General features: G+C 29.5%; 39 protein-coding genes, 1 tRNA gene and 1 pseudogene. 23 read left to right on the forward strand and 18 right to left on the reverse strand.

Annotation, left to right across the window (positions count from 1 at the left end):
* Window positions 1–266: pseudogene (locus MK115_RS06855) on the reverse strand (SpoIID/LytB domain-containing protein); the annotation flags it as partial.
* A gap of 89 nt (window positions 267–355) precedes the next feature.
* On the opposite strand from MK115_RS06855, the gene rnz reads away from it, so the two are divergent.
* Together rnz and MK115_RS06865 are read left to right on the forward strand one after the other, a co-directional pair.
* Window positions 356–1,294: a ribonuclease Z gene (rnz, locus tag MK115_RS06860; protein ID WP_287610521.1), complete on the forward strand. Its 939-nt coding sequence runs from the start codon at window positions 356–358 to the stop codon at window positions 1,292–1,294.
* 74 nt (window positions 1,295–1,368) lie between these two features.
* Complete coding sequence (locus tag MK115_RS06865; RefSeq protein WP_011863463.1) at window positions 1,369–1,929, forward strand: pentapeptide repeat-containing protein; 561 nt, start codon at window positions 1,369–1,371, stop codon at window positions 1,927–1,929.
* 9 nt (window positions 1,930–1,938) lie between these two features.
* On the opposite strand, the gene MK115_RS06870 is transcribed toward MK115_RS06865, so the two are convergent.
* The 4 genes from MK115_RS06870 to serA all read right to left on the reverse strand — a co-directional run bounded on the left by MK115_RS06870 (window position 1,939) and on the right by serA (window position 5,335).
* Window positions 1,939–2,307, reverse strand: a complete 369-nt coding sequence (locus tag MK115_RS06870) for a DUF8632 family protein (RefSeq protein ID WP_079316997.1) — start codon at window positions 2,305–2,307, stop codon at window positions 1,939–1,941.
* A 78-nt stretch (window positions 2,308–2,385) separates the two neighbouring features.
* Window positions 2,386–2,685 carry a ferredoxin gene (locus tag MK115_RS06875; protein WP_011376994.1) on the reverse strand — a complete coding sequence of 100 codons (300 nt, stop codon included), beginning with the start codon at window positions 2,683–2,685 and terminating at the stop codon, window positions 2,386–2,388.
* A 134-nt stretch (window positions 2,686–2,819) separates the two neighbouring features.
* Window positions 2,820–3,731 (reverse strand): 50S ribosomal protein L11 methyltransferase, encoded by a 912-nt coding sequence (prmA, locus tag MK115_RS06880; protein WP_287610523.1) that lies wholly within the window; start codon window positions 3,729–3,731, stop codon window positions 2,820–2,822.
* A gap of 17 nt (window positions 3,732–3,748) precedes the next feature.
* Window positions 3,749–5,335 (reverse strand): phosphoglycerate dehydrogenase, encoded by a 1,587-nt coding sequence (gene serA / locus MK115_RS06885; RefSeq protein WP_287610524.1) that lies wholly within the window; start codon window positions 5,333–5,335, stop codon window positions 3,749–3,751.
* Window positions 5,336–5,434: 99 nt separating this feature from the next.
* On the opposite strand from serA, the gene MK115_RS06890 reads away from it, so the two are divergent.
* The 5 genes from MK115_RS06890 to MK115_RS06910 all read left to right on the forward strand — a co-directional run bounded on the left by MK115_RS06890 (window position 5,435) and on the right by MK115_RS06910 (window position 8,143).
* Window positions 5,435–6,001, forward strand: a complete 567-nt coding sequence (locus tag MK115_RS06890; RefSeq protein WP_287610525.1) for a hypothetical protein — start codon at window positions 5,435–5,437, stop codon at window positions 5,999–6,001.
* Window positions 6,002–6,793, forward strand: coding sequence for a photosystem II electron transport protein, Sll1252 family (locus MK115_RS06895; RefSeq protein ID WP_287610526.1), 792 nt, complete (start codon window positions 6,002–6,004; stop codon window positions 6,791–6,793).
* Between the two features lie 49 nt (window positions 6,794–6,842).
* A tRNA-Val gene (locus MK115_RS06900) sits at window positions 6,843–6,914 on the forward strand.
* Between the two features lie 67 nt (window positions 6,915–6,981).
* On the forward strand, window positions 6,982–7,599 hold the full coding sequence (locus MK115_RS06905; protein WP_025926916.1) for a methyltransferase family protein: 618 nt from the start codon (window positions 6,982–6,984) through the stop codon (window positions 7,597–7,599).
* A complete protein-coding gene (locus MK115_RS06910; RefSeq protein ID WP_287610527.1) occupies window positions 7,592–8,143 on the forward strand; it encodes a pyridoxamine 5'-phosphate oxidase family protein in 552 nt (183 codons plus the stop codon). Before MK115_RS06905 ends, MK115_RS06910 begins: the two co-directional genes overlap by 8 nt.
* 239 nt (window positions 8,144–8,382) lie before the next feature.
* On the opposite strand, the gene MK115_RS06915 is transcribed toward MK115_RS06910, so the two are convergent.
* Window positions 8,383–8,934: a DoxX family protein gene (locus MK115_RS06915; protein WP_209131624.1), complete on the reverse strand. Its 552-nt coding sequence runs from the start codon at window positions 8,932–8,934 to the stop codon at window positions 8,383–8,385.
* Window positions 8,935–9,069: 135 nt separating this feature from the next.
* Complete coding sequence (locus MK115_RS06920) at window positions 9,070–10,224, reverse strand: FAD-binding domain-containing protein (protein WP_287610529.1); 1,155 nt, start codon at window positions 10,222–10,224, stop codon at window positions 9,070–9,072.
* Window positions 10,225–10,501: 277 nt separating this feature from the next.
* Here MK115_RS06920 and MK115_RS06925 point away from each other — a divergent pair, with 277 nt between their 5' ends.
* Window positions 10,502–11,251 carry an NAD-dependent DNA ligase gene (locus MK115_RS06925; protein ID WP_287610530.1) on the forward strand — a complete coding sequence of 250 codons (750 nt, stop codon included), beginning with the start codon at window positions 10,502–10,504 and terminating at the stop codon, window positions 11,249–11,251.
* A gap of 108 nt (window positions 11,252–11,359) precedes the next feature.
* Window positions 11,360–12,289: an oxidoreductase gene (locus MK115_RS06930; protein WP_287610531.1), complete on the forward strand. Its 930-nt coding sequence runs from the start codon at window positions 11,360–11,362 to the stop codon at window positions 12,287–12,289.
* On the opposite strand, the gene MK115_RS06935 is transcribed toward MK115_RS06930, so the two are convergent.
* On the reverse strand, window positions 12,284–12,550 hold the full coding sequence (locus MK115_RS06935) for a hypothetical protein (RefSeq protein ID WP_025900824.1): 267 nt from the start codon (window positions 12,548–12,550) through the stop codon (window positions 12,284–12,286). The genes MK115_RS06930 and MK115_RS06935 overlap by 6 nt on opposite strands.
* A 100-nt stretch (window positions 12,551–12,650) precedes the next feature.
* On the opposite strand from MK115_RS06935, the gene murD reads away from it, so the two are divergent.
* Together murD and MK115_RS06945 are read left to right on the forward strand one after the other, a co-directional pair.
* On the forward strand, window positions 12,651–14,081 hold the full coding sequence (murD, locus tag MK115_RS06940) for a UDP-N-acetylmuramoyl-L-alanine--D-glutamate ligase (RefSeq protein WP_287610532.1): 1,431 nt from the start codon (window positions 12,651–12,653) through the stop codon (window positions 14,079–14,081).
* An 86-nt stretch (window positions 14,082–14,167) separates the two neighbouring features.
* Window positions 14,168–14,482, forward strand: coding sequence for a hypothetical protein (locus tag MK115_RS06945; protein ID WP_025923472.1), 315 nt, complete (start codon window positions 14,168–14,170; stop codon window positions 14,480–14,482).
* A gap of 13 nt (window positions 14,483–14,495) precedes the next feature.
* Here the strand turns inward: MK115_RS06945 and MK115_RS06950 are convergent, their stop codons facing one another.
* From MK115_RS06950 to MK115_RS06975, 6 genes are all read right to left on the reverse strand, one after another.
* Entirely contained in the window at window positions 14,496–15,227 is a 732-nt protein-coding gene (locus tag MK115_RS06950; RefSeq protein WP_287610533.1) for a pirin family protein, read from the reverse strand.
* 87 nt (window positions 15,228–15,314) lie between these two features.
* The gene (locus MK115_RS06955) at window positions 15,315–15,443 is read right to left on the reverse strand and encodes a hypothetical protein (RefSeq protein WP_011863480.1); all 129 of its coding nucleotides are present in this window, start codon (window positions 15,441–15,443) and stop codon (window positions 15,315–15,317) included.
* Between the two features lie 82 nt (window positions 15,444–15,525).
* Entirely contained in the window at window positions 15,526–16,062 is a 537-nt protein-coding gene (locus MK115_RS06960) for a DUF1643 domain-containing protein (RefSeq protein WP_287610534.1), read from the reverse strand.
* Window positions 16,059–16,544 carry a DUF2214 family protein gene (locus tag MK115_RS06965; RefSeq protein WP_011863482.1) on the reverse strand — a complete coding sequence of 162 codons (486 nt, stop codon included), beginning with the start codon at window positions 16,542–16,544 and terminating at the stop codon, window positions 16,059–16,061. Before MK115_RS06965 ends, MK115_RS06960 begins: the two co-directional genes overlap by 4 nt.
* An 88-nt stretch (window positions 16,545–16,632) precedes the next feature.
* Window positions 16,633–17,382 carry a GAF domain-containing protein gene (locus MK115_RS06970; RefSeq protein ID WP_025922563.1) on the reverse strand — a complete coding sequence of 250 codons (750 nt, stop codon included), beginning with the start codon at window positions 17,380–17,382 and terminating at the stop codon, window positions 16,633–16,635.
* A 119-nt stretch (window positions 17,383–17,501) separates the two neighbouring features.
* Window positions 17,502–18,746, reverse strand: coding sequence for a BaiN/RdsA family NAD(P)/FAD-dependent oxidoreductase (locus tag MK115_RS06975; RefSeq protein WP_287610536.1), 1,245 nt, complete (start codon window positions 18,744–18,746; stop codon window positions 17,502–17,504).
* Between the two features lie 185 nt (window positions 18,747–18,931).
* Here MK115_RS06975 and MK115_RS06980 point away from each other — a divergent pair, with 185 nt between their 5' ends.
* Window positions 18,932–19,168: a hypothetical protein gene (locus tag MK115_RS06980; RefSeq protein ID WP_025954851.1), complete on the forward strand. Its 237-nt coding sequence runs from the start codon at window positions 18,932–18,934 to the stop codon at window positions 19,166–19,168.
* A 140-nt stretch (window positions 19,169–19,308) separates the two neighbouring features.
* On the forward strand, window positions 19,309–20,181 hold the full coding sequence (locus tag MK115_RS06985) for an EamA family transporter (protein WP_287610541.1): 873 nt from the start codon (window positions 19,309–19,311) through the stop codon (window positions 20,179–20,181).
* Window positions 20,182–20,377: 196 nt separating this feature from the next.
* On the opposite strand, the gene MK115_RS06990 is transcribed toward MK115_RS06985, so the two are convergent.
* Window positions 20,378–20,512 (reverse strand): hypothetical protein, encoded by a 135-nt coding sequence (locus MK115_RS06990; RefSeq protein WP_012008254.1) that lies wholly within the window; start codon window positions 20,510–20,512, stop codon window positions 20,378–20,380.
* Between the two features lie 119 nt (window positions 20,513–20,631).
* Here MK115_RS06990 and MK115_RS06995 point away from each other — a divergent pair, with 119 nt between their 5' ends.
* The gene (locus MK115_RS06995; RefSeq protein WP_025923478.1) at window positions 20,632–20,907 is read left to right on the forward strand and encodes a cupin domain-containing protein; all 276 of its coding nucleotides are present in this window, start codon (window positions 20,632–20,634) and stop codon (window positions 20,905–20,907) included.
* Window positions 20,908–20,998: 91 nt separating this feature from the next.
* Window positions 20,999–21,169, forward strand: a complete 171-nt coding sequence (locus MK115_RS07000) for a hypothetical protein (RefSeq protein WP_011863490.1) — start codon at window positions 20,999–21,001, stop codon at window positions 21,167–21,169.
* A 64-nt stretch (window positions 21,170–21,233) separates the two neighbouring features.
* Here MK115_RS07000 and MK115_RS07005 read toward each other — a convergent pair whose 3' ends face one another.
* Window positions 21,234–21,365: a hypothetical protein gene (locus tag MK115_RS07005; RefSeq protein ID WP_257008698.1), complete on the reverse strand. Its 132-nt coding sequence runs from the start codon at window positions 21,363–21,365 to the stop codon at window positions 21,234–21,236.
* A gap of 284 nt (window positions 21,366–21,649) precedes the next feature.
* On the opposite strand from MK115_RS07005, the gene MK115_RS07010 reads away from it, so the two are divergent.
* The 3 genes from MK115_RS07010 (at window position 21,650) to MK115_RS07020 (ending at window position 23,013) form a co-directional block, all read left to right on the forward strand.
* Window positions 21,650–21,832: a hypothetical protein gene (locus MK115_RS07010; RefSeq protein WP_025939205.1), complete on the forward strand. Its 183-nt coding sequence runs from the start codon at window positions 21,650–21,652 to the stop codon at window positions 21,830–21,832.
* 612 nt (window positions 21,833–22,444) lie between these two features.
* A complete protein-coding gene (locus MK115_RS07015; protein WP_287610549.1) occupies window positions 22,445–22,609 on the forward strand; it encodes a hypothetical protein in 165 nt (54 codons plus the stop codon).
* Window positions 22,610–22,677: 68 nt separating this feature from the next.
* The gene (locus MK115_RS07020) at window positions 22,678–23,013 is read left to right on the forward strand and encodes a DUF805 domain-containing protein (RefSeq protein WP_287610551.1); all 336 of its coding nucleotides are present in this window, start codon (window positions 22,678–22,680) and stop codon (window positions 23,011–23,013) included.
* 3 nt (window positions 23,014–23,016) lie between these two features.
* Here MK115_RS07020 and MK115_RS07025 read toward each other — a convergent pair whose 3' ends face one another.
* Entirely contained in the window at window positions 23,017–23,343 is a 327-nt protein-coding gene (locus MK115_RS07025) for a restriction endonuclease subunit S (RefSeq protein WP_287610553.1), read from the reverse strand.
* A gap of 205 nt (window positions 23,344–23,548) precedes the next feature.
* Between MK115_RS07025 and MK115_RS07030 the strand changes: the two genes are divergently transcribed.
* The 3 genes from MK115_RS07030 (at window position 23,549) to MK115_RS07040 (ending at window position 25,195) form a co-directional block, all read left to right on the forward strand.
* A complete protein-coding gene (locus MK115_RS07030) occupies window positions 23,549–23,767 on the forward strand; it encodes a hypothetical protein (protein ID WP_025933933.1) in 219 nt (72 codons plus the stop codon).
* Between the two features lie 85 nt (window positions 23,768–23,852).
* Window positions 23,853–24,008 (forward strand): hypothetical protein, encoded by a 156-nt coding sequence (locus MK115_RS07035; protein WP_011863497.1) that lies wholly within the window; start codon window positions 23,853–23,855, stop codon window positions 24,006–24,008.
* 80 nt (window positions 24,009–24,088) lie between these two features.
* Complete coding sequence (locus MK115_RS07040; RefSeq protein WP_287610558.1) at window positions 24,089–25,195, forward strand: fatty acid desaturase; 1,107 nt, start codon at window positions 24,089–24,091, stop codon at window positions 25,193–25,195.
* Between the two features lie 3 nt (window positions 25,196–25,198).
* Here MK115_RS07040 and MK115_RS07045 read toward each other — a convergent pair whose 3' ends face one another.
* The gene (locus MK115_RS07045; RefSeq protein ID WP_179852247.1) at window positions 25,199–25,351 is read right to left on the reverse strand and encodes a hypothetical protein; all 153 of its coding nucleotides are present in this window, start codon (window positions 25,349–25,351) and stop codon (window positions 25,199–25,201) included.
* A 290-nt stretch (window positions 25,352–25,641) separates the two neighbouring features.
* Between MK115_RS07045 and MK115_RS07050 the strand changes: the two genes are divergently transcribed.
* A complete protein-coding gene (locus tag MK115_RS07050) occupies window positions 25,642–25,800 on the forward strand; it encodes a DUF8642 family protein (RefSeq protein WP_179852248.1) in 159 nt (52 codons plus the stop codon).
* Window positions 25,793–25,945 (forward strand): DUF8633 family putative protein, encoded by a 153-nt coding sequence (locus tag MK115_RS07055; RefSeq protein ID WP_271475095.1) that lies wholly within the window; start codon window positions 25,793–25,795, stop codon window positions 25,943–25,945. Before MK115_RS07050 ends, MK115_RS07055 begins: the two co-directional genes overlap by 8 nt.
* The last annotated feature ends 19 nt before the right edge of the window (window positions 25,946–25,964 follow it).

Genomic DNA, 25,964 nt, shown 5'->3' on the forward strand with positions numbered 1-25,964 from the left:
TGTTTATTTTTATCAAAATATAAAATTTTTCTATTTTTCTCGTTTTTCAAAGTTAAGCCTTTTATTTTTTTACTTGAAAAAAATTCCCCCTCTATTATTAAAGGAATTGATCTATCTGATCTGATCCTTAAATTGTTATTTTTTGATATCAAAACTCTAATTATTGGCTCTCTAGATGCAAAAACACTTTCACTCTGAAAAACACAAATAAATAAAATATTTATCAGGCAACATTTTATATAGTTATTTTTAAATTTAAGTATCACTTTGTTTAAAAAACAAATGCTTAATTTGCCTAAGTTTGACTAAAAGTCTAGATTTAATCCAGATATAAAAATAAAAATATCATAAATAAGTGAATATCACCTTCTTAGGAACAAGCTCAGGAGTCCCATCCTTAACGAGAAATGTTTCTTCCCTAGCACTTAAATTATCACAGTCATCAGAAGTTTGGCTTTTTGATTGTGGAGAGGGAACGCAACATCAAATAATGAAAAGCAATATTAAATCTTCACAAATCAAGAAAATATTTATTACTCATATGCATGGTGATCATATTTATGGTTTGCCTGGACTTTTAGCTACCTTAGGTTTATCAGGAAATAGTGAGGGTATTCAAATTTACGGTCCTTCAGGGTTGCGAAGTTTTATAAATTCAGCACTTAAAAGTAGTTTTTGCAAATTGTCTTTCCCATTAAATTTTGTGGAAGTTGAAAATTTTGCATCAGAAAATAAAATCCTATTTGAAAACAACAAAATAAAAGTAAATTGTGCCTGCCTTAAACATAAAATACCTGCTTATGGTTATAGGGTGAGTGAAAAAGATAAGCCAGGTATATTTGATATCAAAAAAGCAGAGTCTCTAAAAATAGCACCTGGACCAATTTATTCAGAACTGCAACAAGGTAAAAAAGTCGTATTAGCGGATGGTAGGACATTTGATGGGAAAGAATTCTGTGGACCTCCTAGAGAGGGTGAAAGTTTTGTTTATTGCACAGATACAGTCTTTAGCGAATCAGCTGTTTCACTATCAAAAAATGCCGATTTACTCGTACATGAATCGACTTTTTCAGAGGAGGATGAAAGCATGGCATACGAAAAATTACATTCCACAACAATCATGGCTGCCAAAACAGCATTATTATCTAATACAAAAAAATTAATTATTACTCATTTAAGTCCAAGATACACTAATAAAAATTCAATTACACCAAGCGATTTGCTTAAAGAGGCTCAAAAAGTTTTTCCAAATACTCAGCTTGCAAAAGATTTTCTAACGGCAGAAATAAAATAAACTGCAACAGTTCGTTAGCAGGAGCGTTGTAAATGACCAACCCATGAAATAATAGTCTTAGGTTTTTCTATTTGATGTCGATCGAAATGGTCTCTATTTTTTCATCACTACATAAGTCTTGTAAAAGACTATTTATTTTTCTTCCATTAATTATTGGTTTACTTATTAATCCAATCTCTGCAAACGCACTCTATCCTAGTGATCCTTCATCAGTTGACGTTCTAAAAGATGATCTTCACGGTGCCGACCTTCATAATACTGAATATGTTAAATATGATTTATCTAATCAAGATTTAGGAGAAGCTAATCTTCAAGGCGCATATATGAGCGTAACAACTGCAAAAAACTCTAGTTTTAAAGGAGCCAATATGACAGACCTCATTGCATATGCAACACGCTTTGATAATGCTGATTTTACAGATGCAAATCTTACCAATGGTGAGCTAATGAAAAGTGTTTTTGATGGAGCAATTATTGATGGAGCAGACTTTACTGATGCAAATCTTGATCTTTCTCAGAGAAAATCATTATGTGAAAGAGCTAGTGGAACTAACTCACAAACTGGAGTTAATACAATTGATAGTCTTGAATGCACTGGCTTAAAAGGTTACATGCCTCCAAAGCCAAAAGCATAATATTTAAAGCTAACTAACTTCAGAAGGGAAGATATTACCAGGCTCTTTTGAGCCTGGTTTTTTGCTATACCACCATTCTTGTATATCAGAAGAAAATTTCTTTGAAAAAAGAGTTATAACTGTCTCAACAGGTTTTGATCCAGGCTCCAAAATCTGTACTGAGTAAGATGGGCATTTTCTTGAAGCCATATCAGCAACGAACCTAGACCCTATTCTTCTCCAACTAGGCTCCTTACTTCTCCAAGCAAGCCTTGAGCAGGGCCAAGGTAACTCTTCCCTATCATAAAGTCTGCAACATGGGCCAATTACCTTATAACTGTACTGACCTCCATAACTTGATTGAACACTGCCAGTCTTGAAAAATTCAAATTTATCCATTTACAAAAAAAAGCCACCTTCATAGAGGGTGGCAGAGAAATAATCAATAATCAACTTAGAAAAGTTAAATTTTTATAATTAGTACAATTCTTCCTCAGCATGAGTTGTAATTGTTACGTCAGATGTTGGATAAGCAACACAAGTAAGAACAAAACCAGCTTCTAGTTGGTCGTCATCCAAGAAACTTTGATCTGATTGATCAACACTACCTGAAGTAACTTTTCCAGCACATGTTGAACATGCTCCAGCTCTGCAGGAATAAGGAAGGTCGATACCTTGTTCTTCAGCCGCATCGAGGATGTATTGGTCATCAGGTACTTCAATAGTTGAATTGAGACCTTCACCTTCGCTGATGAGTGTAACTTTGTAAGAAGCCATTTAAATAAAAAATTGTTGGTAATTAATACCTATCAAATACATTTTTAACATCGATTAGGTCGATATGTGAGATTTTGAAGTAAAAAATGACACAATAAAATGTATGAAAGAGTATCTATAAGAAAAACTTATACTTAGGTTGGATTGCTGGCTTTTTGCGCAGAAATGCATGCCCAATCTTTTCTAGTTGATACATCCAATAATTTCAAGTCATTCTGAATTAATATTTTTATAATTTCATCCTTTTGTGAATTCAGAATTCCACTGAAAATGACTTCCCCATTGTTTCTCAAGCACTTATAAATATTTGGAATCATTCCTTTTATTACTTCAGCAAGAATATTGCATAAAACAAAATCAAATTGTTTGAGTTGATTTTTTAAAATTACCTCATTAAAAGATCCCAAATATGTATTTAAATTGTTTAAATCACCGAAATTTAGTTGGAAATTAGATTTTGTTGAATTTATAGCTAAATAATCATTATCCACTGCACAAACCTCTTTAGCGCCAAGCAATCTTGCGGCGACACTCAAAATCCCGCTACCACTCCCAATATCTAATACCTTTTTATCAGAAAATAAAATATTCTCCATTTTTTCCAAGCAAAGATAAGTCGAAGGGTGACTTCCTGTACCAAAGGCTGCTCCAGGATCAATTTTTATGATTTTTTTATCTTTAAATTTTTCATTTAGATTTATCCAACAAGGCAATATTAAAAAATGATTTCCTACTAATTCAGGCGCCCAATATTTCTTCCAGCTTGTCAACCAATCCTCCTCTTTAATAATACTCCAGTCAAAAAATTGATTCTTAGGGGCATTAATGTTTAGAAGTTTGCTAATTATTTTTTCAAAACCACTTCTAGAACTCTCGCCCCAATCATCAATTGGAAGCCATATATTCACCTCTTTTTTATTTTCATTTTTAATTAAATATTCAAATGAAAAACTAAATATTCCCAGCTCATTTAATTTCCAAATAATAATTTCTTCTGAATCACTTTCTATCAGAAAAGTTAGTTTATACCAATCTTTAATTGCCATTAATAGAGCTGGCCTCTTTATAGAGTAACTGGATTAGCGTTGGTAATTCCCTCTACTTCAATAATGGTGTCAAGCAACTTATTAGGAATTGGATCATCAATACTTAGAACCATAACAGCTTCCCCTCTAACAATTTTGCGCCCAACTTGCATTGAGGCAATATTTACATTGTTGCTACCTAATAAAGACCCCAGCTTGCCAATAATGCCTGGCATATCTCTGTGCCTAGTAACCAACATATATCTACTTGGTGATACATTAACTGGGTATTGATCAATACTAATAATTCTTAATTCCCCATCAGCAAAAATGCTTCCTGCTACGCTATGGTCGCCATTATCTCCATAAGTGGTTAACTGAAGCGACCCACTAGCAAATTCAGGTCTTGCCTCATCTTTATTCTCGACTACTGAAATACCTCTTGAATCTGCTTCTAGAGAAGCATTCACATAATTAATCCTATCTCCCAAAGCTTTACTTAGAAGGCCTTTTAGACTAGCTATTATTAATGGCTGAGAAGGATGTTGAACAAATTCACCTTGAAGCTTTACTTCTAGTTTCTGTATCTGCCCACCTGAAAGCTGGCTTATAAGCAGACCCATTGTTTCAGCCAACTGCAAATGAGGTTTTAGACTATCCATAATATCAGGGCTCAAACCTGGAATATTTACTGCAGTTCTAGCAGATAAACCAAGCAAGACATCTCTTATTTGTTCTGCAACATCAACAGCTACATTTTCTTGTGCTTCCCGAGTAGATGCTCCTAAGTGTGGGGTAAGAATAAGATTCTTTTCAACCTTCAAAAGTGGTGAATTAGATTCCAAAGGTTCTTTAGAAAAGACATCTATTGCAGCACCTGCAATCAATGATTTATTTAAAGCTTCTGCTAATGCCTCTTCATCAATTAAGCCTCCTCGAGCACAATTAATTAATTTTGCGCTACTTTTCATACTTTTAAGGACGTCTATATTTACTAAATTCTCTGTCTCTGGTGTGCGAGGCAAATGCAAAGTTACATAATCGGATTGTTGGAATAAATCCTCTAGTTCAGATAGTTTAACTTGTATTTGTTGAGCTCTTTCAGTTGAAACAAAGGGATCATATCCGTAAACTTCCATTCCTAATGCATTAGCAACTTTCGCTACATGAGCACCAATTTTCCCTAAACCTACTACACCTAATTTTTTCTTATAAAGCTCATTCCCAACGAATTTCTTTCTCTCCCATTTACCTAACAAAGTACTACTATTAGCAATTGGAATATGTCTAGATAAGGCCAACATCATAGCTATAGTATGTTCAGCCGCAGCTATTGTGTTACCCCCTGGAGAATTAACAACAAGGACTCCTTTTTGCGTAGCAGCCTTAACATCTACATTATCGACTCCAACTCCTGCTCTCCCAATGATTCTCAGTTTACTTGAAGAGTTAATAATCTCTTCAGTCACTTGAGTACCAGAGCGAATCATTAAAGCATCATAATCTTTAATAATGGAAGCTAACTCAGAGTCTGAGATTCCTATCTTCTGATCAACCTGAGCAACTTGTGAAAGAATATCGATTCCTGTTTGATCAATTGGATCTGTAATGAGAACTTTTGTCATTTAAGATTGGTTCTTTAATCTTTTACTTTAACTTAATCTATAGTGTATGTATCTTATTTTATTAATTTGAATAACACACAAACATTTGAGGATTGAAATTTGACTAAAAGTATTGTGATATTTGAAGACATTGATAAATGTATCCAGCTATTTGATGTTTTCAAAGAAAAATCAGTAATGCTCTCTGAAGCTATTTTGATCCCACCAATAAGTGAGAAAATATCATCAGACGAAACAGAATTGCTAAATGCGAAAGCAAATATCTTATTCAAATCTCAAAATTTTGAAGATATAAGAATCTTAAATCCTAAACTTGATAGAAAGATCAGACAAAAAGATATGAGTAGATGGCTAATGCCATTTGGGTTTATAGCTGGAATAGCTTTTTCTAATATGACAAATTTATCTACCTTCAGCTTTCTTGGTTTAAATAACATCGGGGAATCATTAATTGGAGGTCTTTTAGGAATGGGTTCAGGATATTTAGGAAGCATTGTTTCTTCTGCAAGTATCAACATTAATAGAAATAAAGAGTTAAGATCAATCATTAATTTTAATAAAGAGGGTAAATGGCTTGTTCTACTTGAAAATCAAATTGGAGCTGAATTACCATGGGCTTTGATAAAACAATCAGAAGCAAAAGATATAATTTTTTTAGAAGGCTAAATGATTGACTTAAAAGAAATCTTAATAAATTCAAACTACAAAAAAGAAACTGAGGAATTAATAAATATTGCTAACTTAGCTTACAAACACTGGGAAACTTATTGGACTGGGTTTAATTCAACTTATGTTTGCGAAGAGATTTTAAAAGATTTTGAAAATTTAAATGATTTCAAATTTTTTATTTATGGAGGATTCTCCTCTTCTCAAAGATCTAGGATAGCTTGCTTTAGAGGAGATAATATTCCTGAAGAGGATGCGCTAAAAAGTAATTTTCCAGCTCAAGGAATAAAAATTAATGGAAATTTTTTATTTGATAATGCTACACAAGACGACTTTAGATCCCTCTTAATTGAAAATGGGGTTAATCAAATAAAAGTTGGAGATATATGGACTATTGGCGATAGGGGAGCACAAGGGATAATTGATAATTCAGATATTAAGCATCTAGATGAAAAGATTTTTTATTTAAGAGACGTAAAAGTAAAAGTTAATGTAGTAGGTATAGATGAATTACAAATACCTTCTGGAAGATCAAAAAAACTTGTCAATACAGTAGAAGCTTCAACAAGATTAGATGCTATAGCTTCAGCTGGCTTTAGGGTATCACGAACCAAAATCATTGAAAGGATAGAAAATGGAATGCTCAGATTAAATGGAAGCAAAGTTAATAAGCCAACAATTAATCTAAAAATTGGCGACAAACTAGAACTTGAAAATAAAGGATTTATCGAAATTCTAAATTTAGAAATAACCAAAAGAGAACGATGGAAAGTTAAATTACTTAGAAAATGAAACGCAACCTGCTATTTTCTTATAAGGGGGATTAAAAATTCCTCAATTGGGGCGATTAGCTCAGTGGTAGAGCACTACCTCGACACGGTAGTGGCCACTGGTTCGAATCCAGTATCGCCCATTAAAACTTTTGACGACCTAGGTTATATCCACAGAAAATAATTTCATTTTTTAGATTATTAAAAAAGATGAAACTTAATCAAATAATTAATCTACATAAGGGGCTCACTGCATTTGTAGTGATAGGTCTTATGATTTTTTTTGATAATTTTACGATCGCTCCCTACGTTTATTTAGCTCTGCATGGTACTTATGGATTACTTTGGCTTCTAAAAGAAAAGATATTCCCAGATCCTTATTTTAAAGAAAAAATCAATTTTTTAACTTCAGTTACTGGTTTTATTTTCCTTGGAAGTTACTGGGTAGCTCCCTACATTCTTATCTCATCTCAGAAATCTGTTCCAAATATCGTAATAGCTGCATCTGTATCTATAAATATAATTGGTGTGTTTCTACACTTTGCTAGTGATGCCCAAAAATATTTTTCTCTTAAATTAAAAAAAGATCTAATTAAAGAAGGATTTTTCAAAAATATAAGGAATACAAATTATCTAGGAGAAATACTAATTTATCTATCATTCGCCATACTTTCAATGAGTTTCATTCCATTAGTAATTCTTGCAATATTTTTCTCTATAGTTTTTCTACCAAGAATGATAAAAAAAGATAAATCGCTCTCAAAATATGATTCATTCGAAGAATACAAAAAGAAAAGTGGTCTTATATTGCCTAAATTAAATGCCTGATAACAACTTACCCAGTTGGAGGCAAGATTTAAAATCTTCTAGAAAAAAAGAGGGCAAATCACCCTCTAATAGATGGATACAGCTTGCAACAGTCAGCGAAGAAAATGAGCCAAGATTAAGAACAGTTGTTTTCAGAGGATGGCATAAAGATAGTTCAATGATTATTTTTACAGATAGAAGAAGTGAAAAAATTGGGCATTTAAAATCTAACCCTAATGCAGAAATATTATGGTTCTTTTTGAAAACCAAATCACAATATAGATTCAAAGGAAAAATACATGAATTAAGTGATAACAAAAATTATTGGGATTTATTATCAGAAAAATCAAAATCTTCTTGGTTTTGGGGATCTCCTGGAGAGAAAATAAACCCAAAAGTCCAATCTGCTCATGAAATATTATCCAATCTACCCAAGTCAGAAAATTTTGTAGTTCTAAATTTTGAAATCGATTCAGTAGATCTTCTTAAATTAGAACAGCCTGTTCATAAACGATATCTTTGGGAAAAGATTAAGAAATGGGAAAAAGTTGAAATTAATCCTTAAATATTTCTAAATTGTATATTTAGGTTGAAAAACATATAGTGATCAGTCAGTTTTAAAAAAGAAGTATTATTCATATGAATTTCTCAGAAATTCCAGAAAACCCTTTTATTTTTTTATCTTGGGTGACTGCTATAGGGCTATTTATAAGTCTTTCTGAAGCAACAATTAAGATAAAACTTGAGAAGAGAAACAGTTATCGCAAAAGGTTAGAGCTAATAAATAGCCTTTATCCTAAAAAGTTAGCTTGAAGTATCTGAGAGTATGTTCGCTTGCAGAAATTGAAATAAACCACCTTTACTTGTTTCTTCTTTAATTTCAACTTCCTTAGAATTTTTTGATTTTGTTGAAGGTATAATTTCCTCTTCATCTTCTGATTTCAAAATTCTGATAATGACTTCATCTAAGGAGAAATTACCAGGACCTGTTAATGCAATTGAAGTTGCTGAAGCGAAATACAAAAGTAAAAGCTCTAGTAAGAAAATATTAAAACCTGAAGTAACAAGTGCATGATATATAGCGACAGAAATTGTTCCAACAATTGCCAAAGCTCCGAATCTTGTAGCTAAGCCGATAATTAGTAACCAACTACCACCTATTTCTGAGAATGCCGCTATGTATGATAAAAATATTGGGAATGGAAGATGTAATGGTCTTACAAAAGCATCAGCGAAATTTTCTATATTTGCTAATTTCTCATAACCGTGATGAATAAGAACAGTTCCAGTTATAACTCTAAGAATTAATAAAGCAGTATCTTTGCTAAACGACTTGGTAAGAATTGTTGAAAGCACTATAAAAAAATTATCCTTAAGTAAAAATAACTAGTCACAGTATCCATCGTGGATTAAAGAGCAAAAGTCGCACCTAAATAAGTATTTATACTTACTTACCAAAGGGGTTATTTTCTGATTAGGAATTCAACTAAGTTAAAAATTATTTTTTGAAAAATTTTCTAATATTCTCTGATTTATTTTTGGAATATTTTCTTTAAATTTGAAAAACCCTTTTTTAGCAAATTTCCAAGCAAATAAATCTTCATCCCTCACAAGATTAAAAATTTTTTTATGGTGTAAATTTTTAAACTCAGTTATGAAATCATAATTTTCTCCCACTCCAGGATAAATAATGTCTATTTCGTTGGTATTTTTAAAAGTATTTTCCAGTGAATAAGGATCAATCTGTTCAACATTATCAAATTGCTCTACAAATTCAGAGACCAAATCTTGTTTAAATTTCAAAACAGATTCAGACAATTTAATTTGTCTTTGTTCATTTTTTAAAAGGATAATAAATACTTTTTTATAGCTTGGAAGTAAATTTTTAAGGGTTGCAAGGTGCAGATCATTTTCAAACATAATCAGATTATCTGATTTAGGATCCATATCATTTTTATAAATCTCATCTTCAAATGGTATTTGATTAGATTCTTCAAGAAAAATTTGTTGATTACTTATTTTTTCTACATTAAATCTATTATTTGAAAATTTTCTGAGGTTTGATGATGAAAAAAGATATTGTTTTCCCTTCGTTTGCAATCCTCCGACCCATCTCCAGCTAAGGAGATTAGATGCAGCATCACCATCAAAAAGATATTTAAAGAAAAACTTTGCTCCCAATTGCCATGGGAGGCCTAAATTAAATATCCAAGTACTCGCAAACCACATTCTTGTATGGTTATGCAAATAGTTGTACTGCTTTAATTCATGGACCCAAGAATTAAAAAAATCTAATTCTGTATTGCCATTAATTGCACTTTCATATAGCTCATAATCAAAATCGAGATTGTTTTCTGAAATAAAATTTCTCCAAACTTTAGGTCTATTTTCCATCCACCCTTTCCAGTAAACTCTCCAAAATATTTCTTCAACAAATTTAGTTGAATTTTTGATTTTGTACTTACTTTTAATATCATGAATCAGATCATATTCCGATAATATTCTATGAGTAATGAAAGGCGATAATTTTGAAACTGAACTTTCGTTATTTGGCCCAAAATCAAAATTTCTTAATTTTGCATAATCATTAATTTTGTATTTCGCAAAATTTTCCCAGGTATTTTGAGCTTTTAATAAAAATGACATTTTCTCATAACTTTAAAAAATTTTTTTTTGTATTGATAGAAATTTCAAAAATTTGCCTGCAAATTAATCCTTAAAATTTTCTATTTCACTTTTAAGTAAATATGTTTGATTGAAGTATTTAATTTAAACTCTTGACCAGTACATTTTATACTCTTAAATCGCTCTCTGCGTAGGAGGATATTTAGTGGTCAATTACTTTTTAGATCTAATTTTAATTTTCAAATCTTTATTTAAATGATTTTTTCTAAAAGATTTTTAAATATTTATCAAAATTATTATGAATAATTTATTAGTGAGAGATGTTAAGTATCTAGATGAACAATACAGAATAGGTGAAGGCATAATTTCGGATGATGCATTTAAGCAACTTGAAAAGCTCTTTATTCCTGTTGATCCAGAGCCTGACTACTTTAATCAAAAAAATAATAAACTTTTGCCAAAATTAGCCAAAGAAAACTATAAAGAATTTTTGGAAAGTTTATTAACAAAAACAAGATTAAGCATTCAACCAAAAATTGATGGCTGTGCTATTGCAATTAGATATATAGATGGCAAGTTTAATAAAGCTATTACAAAAAAAGGATTTGATGTCTCAAGCAAAATTAAACAAATTAAAAATGTCCCCGATTGTATTCCTATCAAACGAGATTTTCAAATTAGAGGTGAACTATACGCTACAAACCAAGTTGCCGGCATTTCCCAAAGAATTACAAGAAAATACCTCAATGATAAGAAAGGGATTGGAGAAAGTCTCCGCTTTTGCTGTTTCCAAATACTTAATGGAAGACTTAATCAATACGAAACCCTTAACTATCTTAAAAAATGTGGCTTCAGCACCCCTGACAGTTACTTCACAAATCATACAAGCGAAATCCAAATATATAAAAAAAATTGGTTAGAGAAAAAAATATTTGCGAAATATCCAACTAATGGGATAGTTATAAAAATAAATAGTAGGAAATTACAGTTACTTAGAGAGAAAAGTTTATCTCAAAATAACGAATGGCAATATGCAATTGAAAAATAATATTAAATAGTACCTTCAATAAGAGCTCACGATACTGACTTCCAGTATTTACAGTGGAAAAGTAATTAAATTTTGGTTAAATTCCAAAGCAATTTGCAGGATTACTAAATGACTGCCACTATTTCAAGACCTAAAATCTCTAACTGGGAAACATCTAATATTCCAAACCTTACAGGCAAAACAGCGCTAATTACTGGTGCGAATAGTGGTCTTGGATACTACACTGCAAAGGCCTTAGCAGAAAAAAATGCTCATGTTGTTATAGCTTGTAGATCGCTTGAAAAAGCTAATCAAACTATCAAAAAACTTAAAGGTCTTAATCCTGAAGGATTATTTACACCTTTAGAATTAGATTTGTCAGATTTAAAAAATATTGTTGAAGTTCAGTCCAAAATTTTTGATAATTTTGAAAATTTGGATTTACTAATCAATAATGCAGGCATTATGCATCCGCCTAAAACTCTTAGTGCCCAGGGATATGAAATACAATTTGCAGTTAATCATCTAGCTCACATGCTTTTGACTCTAAAGCTACTTCCAATTATTGAAAAAAAAGAAGAATCTAGAATAGTGACGGTGACTTCCGGAGCACAATTTTTTGGCAAAGTTGGTTGGAAAAATCTGAAAGCCGAGAACTATTACAACAAATGGGAATCTTACTCCAATAGCAAATTGGCAAATGTAATGTTTGCTTTGGAACTAAATGAGAACTTAAAGCACAAAAATATACTTTCTTTAGCTGCTCACCCAGGAATTGCAAAAACAAATCTCTTTACTGCTCAAAAACCTAACCCTGGTCCATTAGAAACATTCTCATTGGAATTATTTAGTCCTATTTTTCAAACTGCTGAGATGGGTGCTTTACCTCAGCTTTTTGCAGCTACTTCACCAGACGCAAGAGGCGGTGATCATTATGGTCCTAGATTTAATTTCAGAGGTCATCCAAAACTATCCCCTACTTCTCCTTTCGCCATGAATAAAAAAGAAAGAAAAAATTTATGGGAAAAAAGCCTTGAAATACTTAGTAACTTCTTATAAATTTTTCATTTTTACTAACTTTAGAAAATACTTCAAGATATGTAATTCACTCTCTGAGAGTTTCATAAATTCTGTTAAGGCATCATAATTTTTTTCATCAATTTTTTTTGACAATTGAATAAAACTATCATGGTTTTCATTAACAAAGCGCTCAGCAATCTGAGACGGAGTTAAACCCTGTTCAATTAATTCACCTGGAGCATTTTTCTCCCACTTTTCATAAAACCAAGAGAACCAATATTTTGCAGTATTATCTTCCATTAATTAACTTTTCTTGGGCGAATACTATAAATACTGAAGAAAAATCTCATGATTGAATTACCCTTTAAACACAATTAATATAAATGCAATTATAAATTTAATGATAGATAATCATTCAAGTAAAAGAAATATTAATCTTGTAATTGGATTAGGTAAATCTGGATTTTGGGCTGCCAAGTATTTGAGAAGCATCAATAAGAGAGTAATTGTTTGGGAAAGTAAAGATGGGATAGAATTCTTAGAAAGAAAAACAGAATTAGAAGAGCTTAATATACTAGTTTCTCTGAATAAAGAATTTGTATTTGAAGAAATTCAACCTTTTGTGAAAGAGATCGAATCTGTTGTTGTAAGTCCATCAATACCTTATGACCATATAACTATTATTGAATTAAAAAAAAAGGGAATTAAAGTAATTGGAGAAATTAATGTTGCATGGGAAATTTTAAAAGACACAAATTGGATAGGTATTACTGGCACTAATGGCAAGACTACTGTTACTCATCTACTAAGCCATATACTCTGTGATACTGGATTATATGCTCCTTTTGCTGGAAATATTGGTACACCTTTATGTAAATATGCTCACTCCAAAAAACATGAAAAAATTGATTGGGTTGTAGCTGAATTAAGCAGTTATCAAATAGAAATATCTCCAGAAGTAAAACCTAATATTGGAATATGGACAACCTTCACAGAAGATCATCTTGAAAGACATAAAACACTTGAAAACTATTTCAACATAAAAAAAAGCTTGCTAGAAAAATCTGATTTTAGAATTTATAATTATGACGATAAAAACCTAAGAAATCACTACAGTTCGCTATCAAGAGGGGTTTGGATAACAACTAGTTTCGATAAATCAAATTTTATTCAATGCGATTATTGGATAGATGATCAAGCATACATTGTTGAGAGAGGAAAGAAATTATTCAAACTTGAACATTTTTCTTTAAAAGGAATGCATAATCTTCAAAATCTTTTATTGGTAATTGCAGCAGCAAGAAAAGTTGGATTATCTGGAAAGAAGATTAAAGATTCTTTATCTAATTACAAACAATTACCCCATAGGATGGAAACAATTTATAAAAATAATGATCTGGAAATCATTAATGATAGTAAAGCTACAAATTTTGACTCATCTATTGCGGGAATAAGTTCAATTGAAGGTCAAATAATAATCATTGCTGGGGGTAGATTAAAAGGCAATGAATATAGTGAGTGGATAAAAGTTTTAAAGAAAAAAGTTAAATGTGTTTTCCTTTTTGGAGAAAGCTCAAAAGTCCTAAAAATGGCGCTTATTAATGAAGGATTTAAAAAAAATATTTTTGAATTTTCAGAACTAAAAGAGCTTTTAAATTTTGTTTTTCATTATTTACAAAATAATAGGGTTGGAACATTATTATTCTCACCTTCATGCTCTAGTTTTGATCAATTTAAAAATTATGAAGAGCGTGGAGATTATTTCAAGAAACTAATAAGTGAAAAATTAAAGGTTAATAAATCCATTTTTTGTTCAAGTATCATTTCGTAATTTTCAGGTCGGTCATCACAACCGTTTACCCTCTAGCAAATATTCACTTAATTAGTTAGATTTTGACTATAAATTAACTACTAGCAATGAGTGAATCTAACAATTTACCTCAAGCAATAAGTCATAAAAAATTAAGTTACTTGATGCTTAAGGCACAAAAGGATTCTCATTTTTCTGATGAATTAGCAGAAATAGAAAGCCCTGAAAAAAGAGAATTTGAAGAGTTAATAAACAATTGGGAAGCTTCAACTAAGAAGGTAGTTAATGAGTTATCAAAAAGAAAAGAGAATTTACTAAAAGATAAATCACCAAATTCTTTAATTGCACTTGGTGCTATGGAAGTTCACCTTAATATGGCTTTGCAAGCCTTAAATGCATTTAATAAAGGAGTTGATGGGTAAAATAACAGATAATTTATAAGGAAGGCATCGAAAATAAGAGAAAATCTAAGTTTTTTTCAGTATCTATAGAAACATCATCATAATAATTAACTTCAAAACCCAAGCCATCTCCAGATTCGAGAAATATATTTGAATTAGAGTCTTTACTTTTTAATAAAAGATTACCTTCTATTATTTGTATCCAATTATATTTATCGATTTTTAATGGCAATTTTTTTTCTTTAATTGGCTTATATTTACAACGCCATAAAGAGATACTTTGATTTAGAAAAAGCTTATTATTTTTACCGTCTTTGTAATTAAAAATAAGATTGTCCCACAACTTTTCATTTAATGAAATTTGATCATATCGAGGTTTGATATTTTCTTTTTGAGGGTATATCCAAATCTGGAACAACTTACAGTTCTCATTTTCTTCATTCTTCTCGCTATGAGAGATTCCAGTACCTGCAGACATAACTTGTACTTCATCTTTGTGAATTTTTCCAAGATTGTTTAAAGAGTCTCTATGAGTTATTGCTCCTTTTGTTACGACAGTAATTATTTCCATATTTGCATGAGAATGTGTATTAAATCCTGCATTAGGAGAAATAATATCTTCGTTTATAACTCTAATTTTCCCAAAATTATCCCATTTTGGATCTCTATGCTCTGCGAAAGAAAATGAATGCATCGAATTTAGCCATTCTCTAGTCGATCTAAATCTTTCGTGAGATTTCCTTATTTTAATTATTTTCAAAGACATAAATACTAAGAAATAAATATGGTGTATTTGTGTAAATTAAATATTTTTGAAAATTATAATTTATGAATAAGTGAAATTACTTTTTATTTATTTGTTGATTTTACTTTGTGCTTTATTTGCTTTATTAATTATTTTTTTTGCTTCTTCTCTTGTAGAACATTTTTCTGCCTCAACATTCAAGTTTTTTAGTTTATTTAATTGCTTTGAAATTTTCATATTAGGTTAACTTAACAAATAGAAATTAACACATATTTAATGGAATAGCTAAAAATACTGGTTTGCATTTGAGCCTTACTACCTAAAAATAAGATTGGAGGATGGAATAATCAGAACAATATAGAGGGTGTATTGGATTATCTTTGATTGTTTTCTTAATTAAAAGCGGTCCAAGAGGATTATCAAAATTATTTTTCCTAATTGAGTTATATTGCATTATTTTTTTTGATATTCTTTTATTTCTATTTAGAAATTTACCTTTGTTACCCCAACCTAACCATAAATCACAATTTTTACTTTCAGACCAGTGTTTTAAGTTTTTATAAATATGATTATTGTTTAGATAGCCCACAGGGTTTTTATGTTTAAAAAGTTTTTCTGGTTTGCTTGAAATAAGAGCAAATAGATTTATTAATTTTACTTTGCCGTAATTATTGTTTTTCGAAATTTTGATTATCTTTTTTGTTGTGTTGTCCAAGAAAACTTCATCCGATAATGAGGGATTTAAACCAATAAAGATAATCTCTTTTTTAGATTTAGAAATCTTATAACTTAAACTCCATCTATATAGTTTGTTAGCACTTATTAAACAATTTCTTTCTAGAAATAAATTATTCAACCTAAACCTACACCTCTAGCCATGAGAGTGGCAAACAAAGGTATTGTTGCAAAGCCCACTAATTCAGTAGTAATGATTAGTCTGAACCTCTTGACTAGATTTTCAGATATTTCAGGTAATTTATTCTTACTTAATGGAATGGCCCATAAGATATAGGTTGTTGTTGGGTATAAAGAAAGTAATCCCACCAGAATGTAAAGAGAAACCTTTATCCAAAACACAGGATTACCTGTATAGAAATCACCTCCTTGACCAAAATACTTAACACGCAAAATCCCAGTAACTAATATTGCAACTCCTGCCAAACCATAAACCACATCTGCAATTATCATTGAGATCGTCTCATTTCTATTAAGACCTACTTTGAGAGTCAATCTTTCAAACAAAAGAGAACCGAAACACAAAATAATTCCTAAATAATGAACATATGCTACTAATGCACTTTTAGCAATTTCACCTGTTAATAAAGTTCCTAATAACATTTTCTAGTCAAAATTTATACAATACTAACCACCAAATAAAGAATTTGTTTAGAAAATAAATTAAACAATAAAAAGTCAGGTATTGAATCTAGGACTCTAAAAACCTTTTTTGACCATCTTCAAAGAAATCCTTTTTATTCCATACTTCGATTACATCTGGGAAATGTTTTTCCATACAATTATCACAAACCCCATGACTGAATCTAATATCACTAATTTTCGAAAGATATTTTTCTAAATGCATCCAATCGCCCTCCTTATTTTTCACTTCTCTGCAATATGAACATACAGATAAAATCCCTTCCTGTTTATGCAAATTAGACAAAGCATCTAGCAAATTTAATGACTTTTTTCTAAGCTCTAAAAATGAAACTATTTGCTTGGATAATAATTCCATAATATTAAATTGTTGTGTAGTTAGATTTCCTGGCTTTCTATCTATTACACAAAGAGTTCCAAGCTTATTACCATCACTATTTCTAAGGGGAAAACCTGCATAAAAACGAATCTTTGGATCTCCAGTTACCAATGGATTATTTATAAATCTTTCATCTTGGAAAGCATCATGAATAATTAATGGACTATTTTCTTTTATTGCATGGGTACAAAAAGACCAATCTCTTCTAGTTTCTGATATTTGAAGTCCTATTTTGGATTTAAACCATTGTTTATCTTTGTCTACCAAAGTCATTAAAGAAATAGGCACATTACAGGTTGTAGCAGCAATTTTTGTAATATCGTCATAACATGATTCTGGCTTGGTTCCCAAAATCCTATATTCTGCTAAAGCTTTTAATCTTCTTTCCTCTTCTTCTTTTTTTGATACAAGATTCTGCATTAATCTTCACCAATAATTAAAACTTTAAAATTAAAGTTTCTCCAAAAAACTTTTTCCGTCTAATACTTAATAAAAAAAAGATAAACTTATTGAATTGTTACTTACTGATTTATTACTTATTAATTTATTATTGATTGATTTAACTTTGAGACTGCCATCCCAGCGATCCATCCACTTGTCCAACAATGTTGAAAATTAAATCCACCAGTGATCCCATCAACATCCAAAACTTCTCCAGAAAAAAATAACCCTGGACAAATTAAGCTCTCCATACTTTTAAAATTAACCTCATTAATTTTTACGCCTCCGGAAGTAACAAATTCCTCTCCAAATGGACCTTTGCCCGAAATTATATATTTATCCCTCATTAGAGTATTTATCATTTTCTCTCTTTCATCCGCCAGTAAATCAGCCCACTTTTTCTCTTTATCAATACCTATTTTCTTTAATAAAAAAATCCATAATCTTTTTGTTAATAGTGGAACAGGTCTACTATTAATAAGATTCACCTTGCCTTTATTTAATCTTAAATAATTAATTTTTTCTTTTAACTCCTCATAACTTAAAGAAGACCATTTAATGATTAAATTAAATTTATATTTTTGGCTATAAAGTTCCCTTGCTGCAATTGATGAAAGTTTTAATACTGCTGGCCCACTAAAACCCCAATGAGTTATTAGTAAATCGCCTCTATTTTGAAAATTCTTATTGTTTAATTTAATTTCTATATCTATGCCCTTTATCGATACCCCACTACATTCATCCAAATTTGGTTCTTTTGTAGAAAAAGTAAAAAGCGATGGTACAGGTTTAACAATGGTGTGTCCAAGATTTTGAGCTAATTTATATCCGCTTGGATTACCTCCAGTTGAAAGAATAATATTTTTTGAAGTTACCTTTGCTTTTTTAAGACTAAAAATATTGAATATATTATCTGGAGTTTTTGAAATTTCTTTTACAAAAAATTTTGTTAATATCTCTACGTTTTTTGATAAAGCACTTTTTCTCAAACAATCAATAACATCTGAAGAAGAATTAGACACTGGGAATACTCTTAGATCTTCCTCAATTTTTAATTTTAACCCTTTTTTCTCAAACCAATCGTATACATCTCCAGCAGCAAAACGATTAAATGATTCCAAGAGCTGAATTCCACCTCTGGGGTAATTCTCAATTAGTTCATTCGGTATCCATGTCGCATTAGTGACGTTACATCTTCCCCCTCCACTAATCCTTACTTTCTCCATAAGTTTTGAAGTTCCTTCAAGAATTATTATTCTTTTTACTCCATTTTCAGCAGCAGTTATTGCTGTCATAAAACCGGCTGCACCGCCTCCAACAACTGCTAAATCAAAAGGTTCCAAAAACTTATTATTTAATATGCTTCAATCTGATAATAGCAAGTAGTTATAAAGAAAAATTAGTCCAAAAACCATAAAAAAATAAATATAAAACTTTAAAACTACATAATAAATAGCTACGATTCGCTAATTTTTAAATTTCTAGAAAAATCAACACAGTCGTTATTTTTATGCTTTAAGTTAATTAAATGAGTTTGTTATTTTCTTACGTTAAATATTCTGAGGCCAGTTTTCCTATGACTGGTCAATATACTGCTCTTCTTTTAATAACTTCTGTTATTTGGGTTCTACTTTGGTTTGGATATAGACAAAATAAGATAAATGATGAGATCAAGAAAAAAGAAAAAGAAGAAAGAATTAATGCGAAAGTTCAAAGAAGAAAGAAGTTAGAGAGTTTGTACCCTACTAATAAAAAAACTGTTTAAAATAAATTATTTTAGAAAATATGAAAAAAAATAATTTCAAATCACTAATTCAGTACTTACCGGGGATTTTGATTCTTATTTATGTATTCTTTTTAGCATTTACTCAATTTATAAAATAAAATTTTTAAAAATTATTCGTTTTGATTGGAATCCTTTCTGCTTTTGGAGCTGCTACATCTTGGACATATGCGTGCTTTATTTGGCGCTCGCAAACTCAAAAATATAAATCAATAGATATTAATTTAATAAAAAATATAATAGCTTTTTTAATTTTTATACCTGCTTTTATCAATCTAAGTTCTACAACTGAATTAAAAAACATATTTATCCTACTAATTAGTGGAATAATAGGTATTGGTTTAGGTGATACTTTCTATTTAAAGTCACTACAAACAATTGGCACAAGAAAAACTTTATCTATAGAAACTCTTTCTCCGTTAATGGCAGCTTTATCAGGGGAATTTTTTATTAATGAAAATTTAACAACTAAATCATGGGTTGGAATAATTATAGTAACGATTTCGCTATTCATAATTCTCAGAAAAGGTAACGATTTTAAAGAGGAAAACTCCTCTTTCTCAGAAAAAAATAACTTTAAGATTTTTGCTTTTCCTTTTTTATCAGTTTTATGTGCTGTTCTTGGAGGTCTTTTATCAAGGATGGTTTTCCTTCAAAGCAATTTATCTCCTTTCCTTACAACTGAAATAAGATTATTAGGTGCAATAATTTTTTTGATTAGTCTAAAAGGATTTAAGATTAATTTTTTCTTAAAAAACATAGACAAAAAACAACAAAAAAGATTTTTTATTTCAATACTTCTTGGAACAAATATAGGAATATTTCTACAACAAGTTGTGTTTAAAACCCTTCCCATAGGAGTAGGATGGGCTTTATTAAGCATATCTCCAGTAATTTCCTTATTTTTTGCTAAGAATGAGGAAAGAGAAATTACCAAAAAAATAATATTTTTTACTTGTTTTTTATTTTTTGGCTTGACATTAATAATTCTTTAATCTCTGAGTTAATGTAAAAAATACTCATGTTAATAAAAATCAAATTAAATAAAATTACCCTATAAACACTCAAAACAATGAAAACATTAAAGAAAAAAAGACTCGGCACATTGGAAGTTTATGTTATTTTTTTAAGCTGCATTTATGCAGGCTTTATAGGTTATAAATCTCTATTAAATGTTTTATTTACTTGGAATTAATTAATTCTTTCTAATGATTTAATCAACTTACCTCCATCTTGGTCATCATCATCATTTGAAGCGAAAAATAAAAAAAATATTCCTAGAGAAGCTATAGATAGCGAAATTGACAATACAGAAAGCTCATCCATAAATTAGAAATTTTTTTTATGATAAACGAAAAAAAATAAAAGACAGTAAAGAAATACACATTCTCGAAAATAAATATTTCTTTTATTTGTAAAATGAAAAAACACATCCGAACTATTTCGTGAAAGTTCTAATAACTTCCCCCTGTAGTGCAAGCGTAATAATTCAGTATGGAATAAAAAGTTGGCCTATTTGGGAATGTGAGCCAAGCAAATTTCAATGGAATTACGATGATAAGGAAATTTGCTTAATTATTGAAGGTCAAGCGAAAATAAGTACCCAAAACGGTGACATTTACGTGATTAAAGCTGGAGATCTAGTTGAGTTTCCTGCTGGACTTAACTGCGAATGGGAAGTAACCAAAAGTATTAAAAAACATTATCGATTGGGTAGCTAAATTTAAGAAAAAAGATTTTTTCTTCTTTACTGTTAAGTCAATGTAGATAAAATATGGTTAATAAATAATTTTCAAGAAGGAAACTAATATTATGCCTTTTACTGATCAAGAATATTTTGAGGTTATTGAAAAAAACGAAATAGTAAAAAAGGCCTTTGAAAATATTAAGCAAATTTGCATTGATTTACAAAAACAAACAAATTGTCCTGAAGAGGATCTAAAAGATTTTCTTGAATTTATTTCTAAACAATGGAATAAGTAATAATTAAAAAGCCTTTTAAATACTAAATTTAAAATTTCAATTTAGTTTTCTGACACAATAAGTTCTAATCTAATTCCTTTTTTGGTTTTGTATTGATACTGGAAGTTCCCTTAGCAGCAGAAACGAAGAAAAAGAAGCCTACAATTCCTGATATACCAAATATCGCAGCCAAAGGATCAAAAGTGAAAGAAAACATAGAATTTATAAAATCAAGATAAATAATAGTTTTTGAATCAAAATTGTACAATTATTGTTAAGTATAAAAAATAACAATCGCGCGATTCATTATGTCATTATTAGTTTCTCAGTAGGTTCAAAAAAATTATTATTCAAATTGATTTTAAGAATAAAAATATCAATACATACCAAAGATCTATTCGTGCTAAAGAGAAAAGTTTTTAAAAAATATTTATAGAAATATTGAATAAAACACTACCCAGAGGATCCACAATTGTTGTTTCTTTAGATTAATATCAATTCATGACAGAATTTTACTCAGCTTCTTCCTCAGTAAGTCCTTTTACAGCGATATTATGGTGCCTTTATCCAGTAGCTGTACTTGTAATTATTGAATTACTTCTAGGGGGTGGGTTTGATGATGACAATAATGACGATCAAGATGGTGGAATGCTAATACCTGCTTACTCTAGATCAGACGTTTGAATTTTTTGAATTTTTTAAATTAAAGACTCATAAAGAATTTAATTAAATTGGCCAACAATATTGATACAACTCATATTTCTCTAATTACACTTACCATCCTTATGATTTCCTCTCTAACCTGGCTCGTCTTAAGAACCCTTAAGGAAGGTAGAAAAGCTCTAACAGAAATAAATAAGGATAGATCGTGAAATACAATAAACATTTAAAAATGTAGAATTTGATTAGATTTATAAAACTCTTAGATTTATAAGTTTTACTAACTAAATAGATATATTCCAAAAATTTAAAAACTTTTCCTTCTCAAAGTTTGGGAAAAGCATAAAAAACTTAAATAAATACTAGAATTTGTTTGATTGCTAAGTCAAAAAATTACCAATCTGTTGAAATCCCATTTTTATGAAAGGACTTCTTTGTTATTACTTTAATAAATAAAAATGCATCTAAATTCTTTACTTTATATTTGTTCTATATCTTTATTCATTTATATAATGGCGCTGTTTTGGAGAGACTTGCCAAATCAAAAAAAGTAAATAAATAATTAATATTAATTTTGTTGCTTATCAAAATAAATTGAGTTATTAATTTAATATTGGATTTAATTTTTTTATATAAATGCTGAAAGAATCTTCAAATAACAATAACAAAAATATATTCTCAGAGACTACAAGTATTGCAAAAGAAAAGATGATTTGCAAAGACGGATTCTGTTCATTACCAAATCAAGATGAGATCCCAAAACAAGATTCAAATGATATGAATTTATTTGATCCTATTTAGTAAATAAATAATATTTTGATAAATTGAAGATTAAATTGATAATGTTAGATTCTTTGAATTTTTAATTTATGCTTAATGACTTTTTAAATGCATATAAAGAGTTTTGGATTAAAGCTACAGACTTCAAAGGATTCACATCTCGATCGGACTGGTGGTTAGTTCAACTAGCGAATCTTATAATTTCTTTCCTAACTATCCCAATATTTTTAAAAACTTTTGGTTTCAATGCTTATGGAATAGTTTGTATCATTCCTCAAATAGCTATTGATATAAGAAGAATCAAAGATTTTGGAAAAGATTGGAAATGGATCTTTATTAATTTAATACCTATCTTCGGATGGATCTTGTGGTTCATCTGGTTAGGCTTTGGTAAGACAGGTAATGGGAAAAATAAACTTATATAGAAATTAACTCTTTATTTTTTTTCTTTTTTTAAAATCTACAAATCTTATCTTGTTTCTTAACTCTATTTGTTTTTCAAGAATTCTAAACACATGCATCTCGCATTCGGTTAATTTAAGAAACTGATCGAGTGTATCTTTATCTTCTTCATCAAAATTCTCGAAAACTTCTGAAATAGCAGTACTATTTCTAGAAATAAAATCCTCTGCTACATCTCGTGGATTCTTGCCTGATTCGAAATCCTGAAAAGCTTCATAAGAATTAAGTTCTCTTGTTAACCATTTAAACCATGGTTCATTTTTATTATGTTTTTTATTTATGATTTTCTTCATGAAAAAATTTTTACTAGTTTAATCATTATTAGTTATTCATTCTTTGACAGCTGTACAAATACTTATTTTAAAAAACCAATTAAAGATTAAACTTTTTTTTTACAAAATAACTAGCATAATTACCATAAAGCTTTTTAAAGAATAAGTATTTATTACTCATTTTTTTGTTTATGAGATAGCTAGAATTTATTTTTAGTAAAGTACATTGTCAATTCCATTTTACGACTTTCCTTCATCTCCAATTTTAATAATTGGTGCTCTTGGCATTGCAGTAGCGATAGCAGTTTTTTTTGTCTCTTACCAAAAATATTTCAATTCTCCTTTGAACAAAGAGCGTGCAGAAAAGAAAAAATCCTTAATTAAGGAACAAAAAGAATTAAATGAAAGATTAGAAAAAATAGAACAAGAATTAAAAAATTTATAAAAATAACTCTTAAATAGAGATGAGTGAATGATCTCGAATTCAAGACCTTAATTTTTTAAACAGGAATTTTGGTCTATAAGGAGTTATGGATAAAGATCATCTTATTGAGTTAATTTCTAATAGTCTTCTTTACGAGAGCAAAAATTCTGACTCTACTAAGAATCTTAGTGACTTTAAAAATTACTTAGAAAGATTAAATCTAGATCAATTGAGAACTATGTCTAAAGAATTTATTCTTTAGTATGGTTTTAAAATATTTTTTTGTTTATTAAATAATCAATACTTTTTAAAAATTGTTAGTATCAAAAAAATAAGAGAAATATGCTTAAAGTAAATAGAGGTGATTTTTTAATAAAACCATTTTTAAAAAGAAATAATATTAGAGCTTCTTATCAAATTATTTCTACCATCTTCCCAATCTTTTCTATTTGGTTAATCGTCCACCAAATAATAAATCAACCTTTTTCATTATTGATTAAAGGATTTCTATTGATACCTTTTATAGTTCTTCTAACTCTGTTCTCTTCTCGAACATTCTCATTAATGCATGATTGCGGTCATAATTCTCTTTTTACAAAACGGAAATTAAACCGCTTTTTTGGATTTTTACTTGGCTTGGTTAATGGTATTCCCCAGAAGTCATGGTCAATTGATCATGCATTTCATCATAGAAATAATGGAAATTGGGAAATTTACAAAGGGCCGATAGATGTTTTAAGTCTTGAAGATTATGAATCCCTTACAAAAAGAGAGCAAATATTTTATAAAGTAAGTCGAAACTGGATGATGCTTTTCCCTGGCGGTTTTTTTTACTTAGTTTTAAAACCTAGATTAGGACTTGTCATTATTATTTTTAATTTCATTAAAGATATATTGGAAGAGACTTTTATCAAAATAAAAAACAGAGAAATTTCTCAACTTCTAGCTATTAATTCAAGAGTCAAACCACCTTTTTCTGATTATGGAGATAATTTTAGTGAACTATTTGAATTAATAATCAATAACATAGTAGTAATAATAGGTTGGATTTTTATGTGCAAATGGTTGGGATTAGTTTTTTTCTTATCATTTTATTCCGTGATATTAACCTTATCAGCAGCAATTTTAATATGTGTTTTTTTCGTACAACATAACTATGAGAATGCATATGCTAAAAATACAAAAAATTGGGATCTCATCGATGGAGCGATTTTAGGTAGTAGCAATTTAGATATCCCTAATTGGCTAAATTGGTTTTTAGCAGACATATCCTTCCACAGCATTCATCATCTCTCTGAGAGAATACCAAATTACAACTTAAGAGCTTGTCATAAAGCAAACATTCATTTACTCCAACAATCAAAGTTCTTAAAATTAAGCGATTTTTCAAACTGCTTCAAATATATTATTTGGGATAATAAAAATGAAAAATTAATTCCAATAAGTTAATACCTAATTCAACCTTCTTCTCAATTTTCTTTTTAGAGGAATACTGCTATATGCATGAGTACCAATAGATGGAGGCAAGTCATTCTTTAAAGGATGCATAAAAGCATTTGCCATACTCTCTAACATTTTCGAAAGCCAATTAATTACTGATTTCATTTGAAAATCTAAAAGTGTACTTTTTTATCTTCTAACTAAATTACTTAAAAGTAAATCAGTCTTTATGCTGATTTTTTTGAGAAATTAACTTATAAAGTTAATATTAAATAATCAAAAGTGTTTTTTTCTTTTATCTTTTACAGTAATAATAATACTAACTTTTTTAAAGGCAAACTAGGTGAAATATAGCTTTAGTAAATAATACTTATTTTTTCTAATTCACTTAATAAATTAAATTATTGAACATAAATTCGTGCTATATCTCTATTCCAAATAAATTAGACAATATTATGAATGATTCATTTGTTTCTACCAACCAGAACACAGAAATAGATTCTATTAATTCATATTTTGAGTGTATTACTGAATGCAGTATTGTGGATGGTCATCAAGAATGTATTACTCGTTGTTTAGAAGTTCATTTAAAGGGAGGTGATCAAAATGAATAAAAAAAATTCACCTCAAAGGAAAACAACTTTAAAATGGAACTCTAATGGAGAGCTTTCGGAAATTGATATGTTAAGAATTTTAGAAAAGATATCATCTCATGACCTTAGCCAATGTGAATTAACATGCGATTCTGATACAAATTAAAATATGTTTTTCAATACAT

It is taken from the genome of Prochlorococcus sp. ALOHA_ZT_50, assembly GCF_022447305.1.
Lineage (GTDB): Bacteria > Cyanobacteriota > Cyanobacteriia > PCC-6307 > Cyanobiaceae > Prochlorococcus_A.